The following is a 13,080-nucleotide window of genomic DNA, read 5'->3' on the forward strand; positions in this document are numbered from 1 at the left end:
TGTCCCCATCGTCGCCCTCTGGTCCTCGTTGATGCGTTCACCCGGCGGATGGCAGGCATCGGCCTGCCGCCCACCAAGTGTTGCCTCAAGGATACAGTTGTCACACGGAAACTGTTGACGGGGTCCCGTGCCAGTCGAGACAGACGACCAGGGCGTCGTCCTCCAGCGGGCTGGTGCCGTGATAGGTGGCGAGCTCGCGCAGGACCGCCTGCGGCACCTGCGTGGGCGGCAGCAGCCGGGTCCCGCTCAGCGCGCGGGCCAGCGCCCGTTCCCCGTAGCTCTCCCCGTCGGGTGAGACGGCGTCGTACACCCCGTCGCTGCCGAACAGCAGCCGGTCCCCGGGGCGCACGGTGAAGCGCTCGGGGACATAGGCGGTCTCCTCGAACATGCCGAGGGGCAGCTGCGCCTCGAAGGAGACGGACTCGACGGCGTTGCCACGCAGCCGCCACAGGCGAGGCGAACCGGCGTCCACCACCTCCACCTCGCCCGTGGCCAGGTCGAAGCAGAGCAGGAGCGCCGACACGAAGGCACCGCCCCGGTACTGCGCGTACACGGCCTGGTCGGCCAGCGCGGCCTGGTCCGCGAGGCCGAGACCGGCTCGGCGGGCGTTGCGGAGCGCGTTGATCGCGAGGTTCGTCAGCAGGGCGGCCTCGATGCCCTCGCCCATGCCGTTGGTGACGGTCAGGCTGAGCCGGCCGCCCGTGACCGACCAGTCGTAGTTGTCCCCGAAGATCGCGTAGGCCGGTTCCAGATGGGCGCCGAGGGCGAACTCCGGACGGGCGCACGCGCGACCGGGCAGGAGCTCCCACTGCATCTCGGCCGCCAGGGTCAGCCGCGTCGCCCGCCGCGCCAGGACGTACAGGTCGGTGTCCCGCTCCGCCACCAGGATCTCGTGGCCCAGAGCCTCGCAGACCTGGCCGAGCCCGGGCAGCAGACCGCCGACATCGGCACCCGGCGGCAGCCCCACGGTGAGCACGCCCAGCCGGTCTCCCCGGACGGTCACGGGGAGGTGGATCAGCACCGGGTCCGTGCCCCGGGTGACGTACGGCTCCTGCGAACCGAAGGCACGCCCCTGCGGACTGTCGTGGATCGAAACCGACACCGCGGCCCCGGGTGTGCGCTCGACGAGCTGGAGCGTCCGCAGGCCGTAGTCGGCCAGCCGCAGCTCCACCCATCGGGCCTCGCATCGCTTCCGCAGCGCGTCCTCGACGACGCTCACCAGCTCGTGCGGAGCCGCCCGGCGGAGCGCCTGCTCGACGTCGGCGATCTCGTGCACCTTCTCCCGCTTCCTTCCTCCCGGAACGCGGTCCCCCGCACGGGAGCCGCGTCGTCCTGCCTCTATCGCGCGCCGACGGCCGCCAGTGCCTCCGCCACGTCCGTGTGCGGTGGGGTCGTCGTCGTCAATCCGGTGATCTCCAGGATGCGCCGCACCGCCGAGGTCGGCGCGGCGAGGTACAGGTCTCCCCCGGTGTCGCGGGCCCTGTGGACCGCCCTGATCAGGACGTTGAGACCGGACGAGTCCATGAAGTCCAGCGCGGACAGGTCGAGGACGAGATGGACCCTCCCCTGCCGGAGCTGCTCCGCGAGGTGCGTGCCGAGCAGGTCGGCGGTGTCCAGGTCGAGTTCACCCCCGACCGACACGACCGCCGTGCGGGCGTCGCGGACCGTGACGTCGACATCGAGGTTCGGTTCTCTCTCGGACATGTTCCTGCTTTCCAGGGGGACGGGGCGGGGGCGGGCGAACGGCGGTCAGGCCACCTGGACACCGACGAGACACGTGTCGTCGTCCGTGTCCGACTTGCTGCGGGCCAGCAGCAGGTCCAGTCGGCGTTCGAGGCTGTCGGCCGGCATCCGGGCGACGGTCAGCAGCTGGGCGACGGAGTCGTGCACGGACGTGTCGCGCCTCTCGACGAGACCGTCGGTGTACATCAGCACGGAGTCCTCCGGTTCGAGCCGGATCTCCGCCTCCTCGTACTCGGCTTCGGCCAGCGCTCCCAGCAGCATCCCCCTGAGCAGAGGGAGGTCGGCCGCCTCGTCCCCCCGTACGAGGACCGGCGGGAGGTGTCCGGCCCGGGCCCAGCGCAGCGTGCGGCTCTCGGGGTCGAAGAGGCCGCAGACGGCGGTGGCCGTGACGTTGGCCGTGAGGTGGTGGGCGACGCCGTTGAGCCAGGACAGCAGCTGTCCCGGCCCCGCGCCGGTGACGGCGAGGCCGCGCAGGGCGTTGCGCAGGACGACCATCCCGGTGGCGGCCTCCACGCCGTGGCCCGCGACGTCTCCGACGCACAGCAGGATCTTCTTGGACGGCAGGACGACGGCGTCGTACCAGTCGCCGCCGACCAGGGACTCGGACTCGGCCGGGCGGTAGCGGACGGCGACGTCGAGACCCGGCGCGTCGAGCGGTGGCTTGGCCGGCGGCATGATGGCGTGCTGGAGCTGGAGGGTGAGCCGGTTGCGCTCCTCCGCCTCCTCCTCCGTGGCGGCCAGACGGTCGCGGGTGGCGGTGAGGGCGACCTCGGTCCAGTGCTGCGAGGAGATGTCCTGGTAGGCGCCCCTGACCGCCTGGAGGCCGTCGTCGGCGCCCAGGGTGGGCTCGGCGATCACCCGGATGTGGCGGGTGACGCCGTCGCGGCGCAGCAGGCGGAAGGCCGCGGAGCCGGGCCTGCGCTGGTGCAGCACGGCCTGGAGGAAGCGCCGGATGGTGCCGGCGTCGTCCGGGTGGGCGTGGGCCGCCAGATCGCGCAGGGAGACGGACGGTTCCGTCACCTGCCGGCCGAAGAGGTCGAAGAGCTGGGCGTTCCAGGTGATCTCGCCCGTGAGGACGTCCTCCTCGAAGGCGCCGATCCGGCCGAGGCGCTGGGCGTGCTGGAGCAGGCTCGCCAGCCGGGCCGCCTCGTCCTCGACCCGCCAGACGAGCAGGACGCTGTCGCCGTGGCGGCTGATGCTGATGTCGGCGAGCGAGGAGAGCGGCACCTGGTCCACGAGGGCCGTCAGCCGGGTCCGCCGGGAGCGGAAGGGCTCGCCCGTGGCGTAGACGCGCTCGATCCGTTCGAAGAGTTCGCTCTCGCCCGCCGTCGCGGGGTACGCCTCCAGGAGCAGCGCCCCGTCGACGGCGCTGCGGGGGCGGCCGGCGGGGTCCTGGAAGTGCGCGTTGGCGTGCCGGATGCGGAAGTCGACGAGCCTCCCCGCGTCGTCCAGGTGCGGGGCCAGGACGAGCACCGGGTCGTAGAGCCCGTCGGCGAGTTCGGCCAGCTCCTGCGGCCCGTCCCCGGCGGGGGCGAGGGAGTGCGGTGTCACCGCGTGCGTACGTGCCTCCAGCGTGTGGGCGCAGAGTTCGGCGAGGGCCTCGATCTGGCGCTCCACGGCCTGGGGCTGCGGCTCCAGGGGCCGGGCCCAGCAGATCTCCAGGACGCCGTGGATACGGCCTCCGGTACCGGCGGGGACGACGACCCGGCCCCCGTCGGGGTGGCGGGCGCGTCCGATGGAGGGGATGCCGGCGGCCGCCAGCGACGGGTACCAGACCGTCCGGCGGTCGGTGAGGGCCTGCCGGGCGGCCGTGGTCACCCCGGGCGGTACGTAGTGCCAGCGGGCCGCCTCGTCGGCGCCGAAGCCGGCATGACCGCGCAGGCTCAGCGAGGCGTCCGGACCGGTGGTCCAGATCGCCACGGCCACGGCCCCCAGGGGTTCGAGCGCATGCGCGAGCAGCGACTCGGCGACGGACTGGGTGTCGCTCGCGCTGAGCGCCGCGCTCTCGGCCGTGCGCAGGCGGACGGCGACCGAGGCGCGCGCGTCGACGACCGGGCCGTCCGCACCGGGCTCGCCGACGGTGGTCCTGACGAACTCGCCGGCGACCTCGGCCACCCGGTCACGGGCCGCCTGGTTGATGACGTCCGCGGCGAACTCCAGCTGGGACAGACCGGCCCGCTCGGCGAGCTCGGCGAGTTGCCGCGCCGCCTGGGCGGGTCCGCAGCCCAGACGCTCGACGATCACTCCCTTGGCGAGTTCGACCAGGGCACGCCCCTCGGCCGCCGCATGCGCGGCACGTACCTCACCGCGCAGCCGCTCCACCGTGGCGGCCAGTCGGCCGGCCGTGAAGTCGTCCTCCCGCGACACGGGGTCACGGTCTTCGGACGCGGGGCGAGGAACGCCCGCCGGGGGGACGTCCGACGCCGCGGCGTCCTGCCCCAGGGCGGCGGAGGAGGGGTCTGTGCCCCGGAGGTGGGGGCCACTCACGTCGACGGCTCCTCGGGTGGCGCGGCCGTGGGGCCGCCGGTCGGACAGGGACTGGGGGTGCCGGGAGGGCGCGGGGCCCGCGGCGGGGTGCGGCGCGGGCCGGTGGGGACGGTGATGGGACTACCCGTCGTTCAGCCAGCGGCCGACACAGGCGATGAGTTCGTCGGCGTCGACGGGCTTGGTCACGTAGTCGCTCGCGCCCGAGGCGAGGCTCTTCTCCCGGTCACCGGGCATGGCCTTGGCGGTGACCGCGATGACGGGGAGTTCCGCGTACTGCGGCAGCTCCCTGATCCGTTCGGTCGCCGTGTAGCCGTCCATCTCCGGCATCATCACGTCCATGAGGACGAGGTCGACGGCCGGCTGCGCGAGGAGCGCGTCGATCCCCTTACGGCCGTTCTCGGCGTGCAGCACCGTGATGCCGTGCAGTTCCAGGATGCCGCTGAGGGCGTAGAGGTTGCGGGCGTCGTCGTCGACCACGAGAACGGTGCGTCCGTGCAGCGTGGTGTCGATGGTCTGCGGCGCCGGTGCCCGGTGTTCGCCGCGGACCAGCGGCACGACGTCGCCGGGCTGTTCCGCGGAGAGGTGCAGGGCGATCCGCTCGCGCAGTTCGTCGAGGCTGGAGAGAAGCTCCAGCGGCCGTCGGCGGGCCAGCTCCTGGAGGGCGCGTTCGTGGTCGGCGGCGAGGCGACGGTTGTTGTGCGCGAGGACGGGGACGGTGCGCAGGGCCTCGTCGCCGTCCATGGCGTCGAGGAAGCGCAGGGCGTCGCCGTCCGCCATGTCGACGTCGAGCACGACGCAGTGGAACGCCTGGGTGGCCAGCGCGGTGGCCGCTTCCTGCGGGCCGACGACCGCGATCAGCTCGATGTCCTCCCGGTCGGCGTGGCCGCGGTCGGCGGCGAGTTCCGTGACGGAGTTCTCGGCGACGAGGGCGAGGAGCCCGCGCGGGCGCTCCTCGATGACGAGGAGGCGCCGCGTCGGCCGGGCGGCCGGCGCGCCGGTCCGGCCGAAGGGGACCGGGGTGCCGTCGTGGTCCTGGGCCATGGCCGGCGGGACCACGGCGGCCTCCGTCGTCGTGGCGGGCAGCGCGGGCTGCTCCGCGAAGTCGGGCCGGGTGACGGGCAGGTAGAAGGTGAAGGTGCTGCCCTCGCCGGGCACGCTGGTGACGGTGAGGGCGCCGCCGAGCAGATAGGCGATCTCGCGGCTGATGGACAGTCCGAGGCCCGTACCGCCGTACTTCCGGTTGGTCGTTCCGTCGGCCTGCTGGAAGGCGCCGAAGATGGCCTCCAGGTTCTCCGAGGCGATGCCGATGCCGGTGTCCGTGACACGGAAGGCGACGACCGGGCCGCCCCGGTGGACCGTCGCCGGGAGTTCGCCGTCCGAGGCCGGCTCGATGCGGAGTTCGACGCTGCCGTGCTCGGTGAACTTGACGGCGTTGGACAGGAGGTTCCGCAGCACCTGGCGGAGTCGTGAGTCGTCGGTGATCAGGTCGACGGGGACCCCGGCGGCGGTCGAGACCGTGAAGGTGAGGCTCTTCTGCGAGGTGAGGGGGCGGAAGGTGGCCTCGACGTAGTCGAGCAGCCGGCGCAGCGCCACCCGCTCGGGGTTGAGGTCCATCTTTCCGGCCTCCACCTTGGACAGGTCGAGGATGTCGTTGATGAGCTGCAGCAGGTCCGATCCGGCCGAGTGGATGATGCCGGCGTACTCGACCTGCTTGGCCGTGAGGTTGCGGGTCGGGTTCTGCGCGAGCAACTGGGCCAGGATCAGGAGGCTGTTGAGCGGGGTGCGCAGTTCGTGGCTCATGTTGGCCAGGAACTCGGACTTGTACGTCGATGCCAGGGCCAGCTGCTGGGCGCGGTCCTCGAGCTCCTGCCGGGCCTGTTCGATCTGGAGGTTCTTGGCCTCGATGTCGCGGTTCTGCGTCGCGAGCAGGGCCGCCTTCTCCTCCAGTTCGGCGTTGGAGCGCTGGAGTTCCTCCTGCTGCACCTGGAGTTCCTCGGTGCGCGAGCGCAGTTCGCCGGCCAGCCGCTGGGACTCGTCGAGCAGTTCGTCCGTGCGGGAGTTGGCGACGATGGTGCTGACGTTGACGCCCACCGTCTCCATGAGCTGCTCCAGGAAGTCCCGGTGCACGGCGGTGAAGCTGCTGAAGGACATCAGCTCGATGACGCCGAGCACCTGGTCCTCGACGACGATCGGCAGCACCATCAGGCTGCCCCGGGCCGTCCGGCCGAGGCCCGAGGAGATGGCGACGTAGTCGGCGGGCACGTCCTCGGCGGCGATGGTGCGCCGGCTGCGGGCGGCCTGCCCGACCAGCGACTCGCCCAGGCGGAAGCGGTCCCGCTGACCGTCGGCCGGCCGGCCGTAGGAGCCGACGAGCCCCAGCTCGACCCCGTCCGGTCCCTCCTCCGCCAGGTAGAACGCGCCGTACTGGGCGGAGACGAGCGGGGTGAGTTCGTCCATGACGAGTTCGGCGACGACGGCCAGGTCGCGATGGCCCTGCATCAGCGCGGAGATCCGGGCGAGGCTGGACTTGAGCCAGTCCTGCTGCTGGTTGGCCCGCGTGGTCTCGCGCAGCGAGCCGACCATGGCGTTGATGTTGTCCTTGAGCTCCGCGACCTCGCCGGACGCCTCGACCGTGATCGAACGGGTCAGATCGCCCTCGGCGACCGCGCTCGCCACCTCGGCGATGGCGCGGACCTGGCGGGTGAGGTTCCCGGCGAGCTCGTTGACGTTCTCCGTGAGGCGCTTCCAGGTGCCGGAGACGCCCTCCACCTCCGCCTGTCCCCCGAGCCGGCCCTCACTGCCGACCTCGCGGGCGACCCGCGTCACCTCGGCGGCGAACGAGGACAGCTGGTCGACCATCGTGTTGATGGTCGTCTTCAGCTCCAGGATCTCGCCGCGGGCGTCGACGTCGATCTTCTTGGAGAGGTCGCCGTTGGCGACGGCGGTGGTGACCTGGGCGATGTTCCGGACCTGTCCGGTCAGGTTGTTCGCCATGGAGTTGACGTTGTCGGTGAGGTCCTTCCAGGTCCCGGCCACGTTCGGCACCCGGGCCTGGCCGCCGAGCCGCCCCTCGGTGCCGACCTCACGGGCGACGCGGGTCACCTCGTCGGCGAAGGCCGACAGGGTGTCCACCATCGTGTTGATGGTGGAGGCGAGGGCGGCGACCTCGCCCTTGGCCTCCACGGTGATCCGGCGTGAGAGGTCGCCGCGGGCCACGGCGGTGGCGACCTGGGCGATCGAACGCACCTGTCCGGTGAGGTTGGACGCCATCACGTTGACGTTGTCCGTCAGGTTCTTCCAGGTGCCCGACGCTCCCCGGACGGTGGCCTGACCGCCGAGGTTGCCCTCGGTGCCGACCTCGCGGGCCACGCGGGTCACCTCGTCGGCGAAGGCCGACAGCTGGTCGACCATCGTGTTGATGGTCGTCTTCAGCTCCAGGATCTCGCCGCGCGCGTCCACGTCGACCTTCTTCGACAGGTCGCCGTTGGCCACGGCGGTGGCGACGTGCGCGATGGCCCTGACCTGCGCGGTGAGGTTCCCGGCCATGGAGTTGACGGAGTCCGTGAGATCACGCCAGGTGCCGGAGACGCCCTTCACGTCGGCCTGGCCGCCGAGGATGCCCTCCGTGCCGACGTCGCGCGCCATGCGCGTGACCTCGTCGGCGAAGGAGGAGAGCTGGTCGACCATCGTGTTGATGGTGTTCTTCAGCTCCAGGATCTCGCCGCGGGCGTCCACGTCGATCTTCTGGGAGAGGTCTCCCTTGGCGACGGCGGTGGCCACCTGGGCGATGTCCCGGACCTGGGTGGTGAGGTTGCCGGCCATCGCGTTCACCGAGTCGGTCAGATCGGCCCAGGTGCCGGAGACCCCGGGCACCACGGCCTGTCCGCCCAGCGTCCCCTCCGTGCCGACCTCGCGGGCCACCCGCGTCACCTCGGAGGTGAAGAGGGAGAGCTGGTCGACCATCCCGTTGAACACACCGGAGATCTCGCCGAGGAGCCCGCCGGCCCCGTCGGGCAGACGGGTCCCGAAATCGCCGTCCCGTACGGCGGTGAGGCCGGCCAGGAGCTGCCGGAGCTCGGGTTCTCCCACCGCGGCCGGCATCGGCCGCCCGTCGGTCGCGGAGCCCTTGATCGTCGTCTCAGACATGCCCATCCTCGTTCGCCATCAGGCATCCGCTCGCGGTCCACACGGGTACGGTCGCGCGTCGTCGCCGTCGGCTCTCCCGCCCGGCTCCGACACATGGACCGTTGCCGTACGGCAATTATGACGACAGTACTCCCTTGTGATCGACAAGAGGAGGGTGAGACCACGTCAAGCGGCTGGAACGCGTCGTCGGCCGGGGCCCCGCCCGGCCGACGAAGGACGAGTGAATCCCGTCACGGCGGCCGGACGCCGGACCGTCGGCCCCCTTCGCTCCCGGTCGGCATACACCGCGGAGGCCGGGGTACACGCCGCGCCAAGCCGGGCGGTCGACGCCCTGACGACGAGGGGACTACCACGTGTTGATGGCCCATCCCGCCGTACTGAGCAAGCTCATCGAGCAGTACGAGACCCTCAAGGCGCTTGGCGCGGAGCACGGCGGCATCGAAGGACGCAGGCGCATGGACGACCTCGCCTACACGCTCTGTGTCTGCACCGGTACGCGCGACGTGGACGCCGCACTGATCGCGGCCCGCCATCAGCTGCCGGGCGCCCGCACGGAGGACGACTCGGTCCTGACGGCCTGATCACGCGATCGAGCCCGGCACGCCCCTGGCGGAGCGTGCCGGGCTCGTTCGTTTCGCGGGTGGTGCGGGTCGGGTCACCGGCGGAGGAGCCGCCGGGAGAACGGGTGAACGGGGGGGTAACTGTCCCTGGGACAGGGCGACGTCCTCGCCGTCGGGAGGCGTGTCTCCGTCGGGTGCGGCGTATCTCCGTCAGGTGCGGTGTTTCTCCATCACGTGCCGCGTCTCTCCGTCAGGTGCGGGTGTCTCTCCATCACGTGCCGCGTCTCTCCGTCAGGTGCGGCGTCCGAGCAGCCGGGCCATCGGGCCCCGGGTGCGCCGCCCGGCGCGCCAGCCGATCGCGTACGCGCTGGTGAGTGCGGCCGTCGCGGCCATGGCGGCGCCACTGGTCGCCGCGTGGTGCGCGCGCACGGCGCGCTCGGCGTCCTGCGTCTCGCTCCGGCGGTACGGGTTCGGGTCGGTCGTCTCGGAAACACTCATGGGGCTCGTCTCGCCGGGGTCGCCCCGGCCAAACCCCTCGGAGCCACGTGCTTCCCACGGACGCTCCCGGTCGGCTCGCGCGCGGGCACGGCGGCGGGCTCGCACTCCACCGCTCCCTGCCCTCAGGCGAGGTCCCGCCCGGTGGGGGTGGACGGTCCGGCGGGCACCTCGGGCTCGGTTTCGACCGAGGTCTCCTCCTCGGTGGTCGGCACCCCGGAGGAGGGAAGCAGCTGCGGAATACCGTCGACGATCGGATAGCTGCGGCGCAGACGCGGGTTGTAGAGGGCGCCGCCGATCTCGTCGAGGATCAGCGGGCCCTTGTCGAGGGGGCAGGCGAGGATCTTCAGCAGCGGGCTGTCGGGGTTCATGACCGGGCTCCTTCGTGGGTGGGGGCATCCGCGTCGTGGCGCGGCAGGGTGAGGAGGACCGTGAGCGCGAGCACGGTGCCGCCGAGGCGCAGTAACAGCCGCAACGCGTCGTCGGGCAGCGGTTCGGCGAACGCGATCGTGCCGCTCACGATCGTGAACACACAGGTCACCGTCGAGCACACCGGCACGATCAGTGACGCCCGGCAGCGTTGCAGCGCGGTCTGCGACAGCACCAGTCCGCTGACCCCTGTCAGCAGGAGCAGGTACGGATAGGGGGAGGCGACCAGGGCGGGCACGGAGCCGGGGAGGTCCGAGGTGTCCAGGTGCCCGGAGACGCCCTTGATGGCGAGGGAGCTGACGCCGTAGATGAGCCCGACCGCGACCGCGTAGGCCACGCCCGTGGTCGGCTGCCGATGGCGCCGGCGGGCCCGCCGCTCGGCGGCGGTGTAGAGCGCGAGACCGGCCACGAGGGTCGGCACGCACAGGGCCAGCAGGATGCCGGCGGGCGCGCTGCGGCTGACCTCCTCGCGGGTCCCGTACAACGAGGCCACCACCATCACCAGCGCCAGACCGATGACGGCCACCGCACGCCGCTCACGGCCGGAGGGGCGCTCACCGAGCACCACCGACGAGAGCACCAGCAGGAGGACGAGACCGGACAGGAACAGGCCCTGGGCGGCGGCGATCGGCAGTGTGCGGTAGACGGCCAACTGCGCGGCGAAACCCAGCGCCAGCGCCATGGCCCCGCAGATCCACAGGGGTCTGCGGGCCAGCAGGACGAGGGCCCGGCCCGGCCGTGCCGCGCTCAGCGGCGGCATGCCGGCGAGCGCCCGCTTCTCCAGGACGAAGCCGGTGCTGTACAGCACGTTCGCCACCAGCGCGGCGATCACACCCCACACCACGGCTACAGCTTTCTCGCATGCACGAGGAGGATGGAGGCGAGGGACGGCAGCCCGCAGGCCAGTCGGTCCAACGGACGGAGCGGGCGCGGCACTCCGTGGAACGGCGCCCCGGCGACCGCCACGACCTCGAACCCGGACGCCGCCACGAACTCGCGCAGCGCGCGCGCCGTGTACAGCCTCAGATGGCCCACCACCTCCTTGCCCGGCCTGCCGTGGATGTGGCGCAGACTCACCTCGGAGAACACCGGCTGCACTCCGGCGAGCAGCAGGGCGCGGTTGTACCAGGCGCCGAGGTTGGGCGTCGAGAGCATCAGATGCCCGCCGGGTCGCAGCACTCTGCGGAGTTCGTCGAGGGCGCTGTCGGGGTCGACGAGGTGCTCGACGACCTCGCTGAACAGCACGGCGTCGGCGCTTCCGGAGGCGAACGGCAGCCCGCCGTCGGTCAGTTCGCCGCGGACGACCTGGCTCAGCCGCGTGGCCGCCCGGCGCAGCGCGTCCTGGGACCAGTCGATCCCCACGACGTGGTGCCCGCCCAGGACCCGGGCCGCGGTCGCGCCGGCCGAGCCGTCGCCGCAGCCCACGTCGAGCACGGTCGCGGCCGGCAGGCCCGGCCCCACGGGCCCGAGCGCGTCGGCCAGCATCCGGGCCTGGCGCAGGGTGCGGGCTTCCCCGGAGGCGACGGGAACGGTGGGGTTCTCGTAGAAGTCGCGCAGCCCCGGTACCGGCCTGCTCGACGACGTCACCGCCGCCTCGGGCGACCTGGCCGTGCTCACGGAGTCACCGGCAGCAAGGGTCATGACGGCCTCTTCCCACTGTCGTCGGTGGAGCGGGCTCCACGGGGTCTCGGGTCCGGAGGGGGTGCGGCGCGGGGTCGCGGCACACCCGGGCTCCCGGCGTGGTCCGGGGCCGCGGCCGCCCGGATGTCCTCGGCGGTGGCACCCGCCTCCGGGGTTCGGGCTTCCCGCCCCGGGGCGTCGCCCCCGGCCGGGTCGAGGGACGTCGCCGACAGCGACTCCTCGAACAGGCCCGCCAGCTCCGCGCCGGCCGCGTCGTCGAGCAGCGCCCGCGACCAGCGCAGCGTCACGTGCAGTCGCCCACCGGTGGAGGCCGCCGCCACGCTCAGCCCGCGCGGCATCCGCGCCGGTGCGGAGAACCACACGGCTGTCGCCCGGCCCGCGTCGCCGAAGTCCAACTCGTACGGCACGCGCCCGATGTTGGTGACCAGCGCCGTCGAGGTCCAGGACGCCGCCGCCCGCCGTGCGCCACGGGTGAGCGCGCCCCGGATGCCGACCGGCAGCAGGGGTGCGGTCAGCAGGCTCGCCCCGGCACCCAGGGGGGCGCCGTGGGCCGTCTTCAGGGCGCGGGTGCGCCGAGCGGTGGTGCGCAGCAACCGGGCCACGGCTGCCGGCTCCGGCCGTTCGCCGAGGAGCGCGTCGGTGTCGCGCGGGTCCTCGGCGGTCATGGCCACCTCGACGAGGCGGGTCCCGTTGCCCATCGGCATCTCCGAGCCGCGCGGCCGGTCGTCCACGGGCATCGTGATCCGTACCGGACCGGCGGGCCGGCCTCGCGAGACGTTCCAGCGGCCCACCATCAGCGACGCTGCGACCAGCAGTTGGTCGTTGACGGTCCAGGGCCGGATCGCACCGTCCCGCGCCGCGCCCCGCGGAACGGGCAGGTCCGCCTGCAGCATGCCGTTGCCCACGGCGCGGGCGCGTACCGGCCCGGGGCGGGAGTCCGGCGCGACGCGTACGGGGCGTGCCCGTACGGCTCGGCCGGTCCCGCTCGGAGCCGTACCCGAGTGGCCTGGCCGGATGCGCTCGGCGACCGGGAGGCCGGCCGCGCCGCCGTACTGCTCGGCGGTGGTGGCGAGCACCCGCAGTCCCGAGGGCGCGTCGAGGGCCGTGTGATGCACCGTCAGCACCAGCACGGTCCCGGTCCCGGACGTCACGCCCGACGCCGACGGCTCCGGGACGGCGCTTCCTCCGTCCATCTCGACCACCTCCAGTCGCATCGGCGGCGACAGGGTGAGCGGAGGGCATGCGCTCAGGGCGCGGGCCCGGGCCCCGGCCAACGCGTCGGGGCCCCGCCCCGCCCGGTGCACCGGGTCGCCGTCCGGTCGATCGGTCAGCTCCCACTCCAGGGACCGGCGGTAGCGGCGGCCGGGCACTTCCCGCATCAGCGCCCTGGGGTGCGCCAGCAGGGCCCGCCGGAAGGCGGACCTCAGCCGCGCCGGGTCCAGGCGTCCGGGCAGATGGACCTCGATGTGCACGCTCTCCGGTTCGTCGGCGCTGAGGCAGTGCCGCGACACCTCGTCGACGGTCGGAAAGGGGATCCGGACCCCGCCGGAAGGGGGCGCGGTCCCCCTCCCGGCCGCGG

General features: G+C 72.9%; 10 protein-coding genes. 1 reads left to right on the top strand and 9 read right to left on the bottom strand.

The window, feature by feature from the left end; genetic code table 11:
• Positions 1-100: 100 nt before the first annotated feature.
• The 4 genes from AB0D99_RS04925 to AB0D99_RS04940 all read right to left on the bottom strand — a co-directional run bounded on the left by AB0D99_RS04925 (position 101) and on the right by AB0D99_RS04940 (position 8,376).
• Positions 101-1,276, bottom strand: coding sequence for a PP2C family protein-serine/threonine phosphatase (locus tag AB0D99_RS04925; RefSeq protein WP_362356984.1), 1,176 nt, complete (start codon positions 1,274-1,276; stop codon positions 101-103).
• A 62-nt stretch (positions 1,277-1,338) separates the two neighbouring features.
• Positions 1,339-1,704, bottom strand: a complete 366-nt coding sequence (locus AB0D99_RS04930; protein WP_362356986.1) for an STAS domain-containing protein — start codon at positions 1,702-1,704, stop codon at positions 1,339-1,341.
• A 45-nt stretch (positions 1,705-1,749) separates the two neighbouring features.
• Positions 1,750-4,110: a SpoIIE family protein phosphatase gene (locus tag AB0D99_RS04935; RefSeq protein WP_362356988.1), complete on the bottom strand. Its 2,361-nt coding sequence runs from the start codon at positions 4,108-4,110 to the stop codon at positions 1,750-1,752.
• A gap of 240 nt (positions 4,111-4,350) precedes the next feature.
• Positions 4,351-8,376 carry a HAMP domain-containing protein gene (locus AB0D99_RS04940; RefSeq protein ID WP_362356990.1) on the bottom strand — a complete coding sequence of 1,342 codons (4,026 nt, stop codon included), beginning with the start codon at positions 8,374-8,376 and terminating at the stop codon, positions 4,351-4,353.
• 353 nt (positions 8,377-8,729) lie between these two features.
• Between AB0D99_RS04940 and AB0D99_RS04945 the strand changes: the two genes are divergently transcribed.
• Entirely contained in the window at positions 8,730-8,957 is a 228-nt protein-coding gene (locus AB0D99_RS04945) for a DUF5133 domain-containing protein (RefSeq protein ID WP_362356992.1), read from the top strand.
• Between the two features lie 270 nt (positions 8,958-9,227).
• Here the strand turns inward: AB0D99_RS04945 and AB0D99_RS04950 are convergent, their stop codons facing one another.
• The 5 genes from AB0D99_RS04950 to AB0D99_RS04970 all read right to left on the bottom strand — a co-directional run bounded on the left by AB0D99_RS04950 (position 9,228) and on the right by AB0D99_RS04970 (position 13,012).
• Entirely contained in the window at positions 9,228-9,434 is a 207-nt protein-coding gene (locus tag AB0D99_RS04950; RefSeq protein ID WP_362356994.1) for a hypothetical protein, read from the bottom strand.
• 122 nt (positions 9,435-9,556) lie between these two features.
• Positions 9,557-9,802 (bottom strand): Trm112 family protein, encoded by a 246-nt coding sequence (locus tag AB0D99_RS04955; protein ID WP_362356996.1) that lies wholly within the window; start codon positions 9,800-9,802, stop codon positions 9,557-9,559.
• Positions 9,799-10,704 (bottom strand): DMT family transporter, encoded by a 906-nt coding sequence (locus AB0D99_RS04960; RefSeq protein WP_362356998.1) that lies wholly within the window; start codon positions 10,702-10,704, stop codon positions 9,799-9,801. Before AB0D99_RS04960 ends, AB0D99_RS04955 begins: the two co-directional genes overlap by 4 nt.
• Before the next feature lie 2 nt (positions 10,705-10,706).
• Entirely contained in the window at positions 10,707-11,501 is a 795-nt protein-coding gene (locus tag AB0D99_RS04965; protein ID WP_362357000.1) for a methyltransferase domain-containing protein, read from the bottom strand.
• Positions 11,498-13,012: a condensation protein gene (locus AB0D99_RS04970; RefSeq protein WP_362357002.1), complete on the bottom strand. Its 1,515-nt coding sequence runs from the start codon at positions 13,010-13,012 to the stop codon at positions 11,498-11,500. Before AB0D99_RS04970 ends, AB0D99_RS04965 begins: the two co-directional genes overlap by 4 nt.
• Positions 13,013-13,080 lie beyond the last annotated feature (68 nt).

Source organism: Streptomyces sp. NPDC047971, from assembly GCF_040653355.1.
Classification (GTDB): domain Bacteria; phylum Actinomycetota; class Actinomycetes; order Streptomycetales; family Streptomycetaceae; genus Streptomyces.

Coding starts and splice junctions, on each gene's coding strand:
- AB0D99_RS04940 (WP_362356990.1), bottom strand. CDS start 8,376: ATGTCTGAGACGACGATCAAGGGCTCCGCGACCGACGGGCGGCCGATG.
- AB0D99_RS04950 (WP_362356994.1), bottom strand. CDS start 9,434: ATGAGTGTTTCCGAGACGACCGACCCGAACCCGTACCGCCGGAGCGAG.
- AB0D99_RS04955 (WP_362356996.1), bottom strand. CDS start 9,802: ATGAACCCCGACAGCCCGCTGCTGAAGATCCTCGCCTGCCCCCTCGAC.
- AB0D99_RS04965 (WP_362357000.1), bottom strand. CDS start 11,501: ATGACCCTTGCTGCCGGTGACTCCGTGAGCACGGCCAGGTCGCCCGAG.
- AB0D99_RS04930 (WP_362356986.1), bottom strand. CDS start 1,704: ATGTCCGAGAGAGAACCGAACCTCGATGTCGACGTCACGGTCCGCGAC.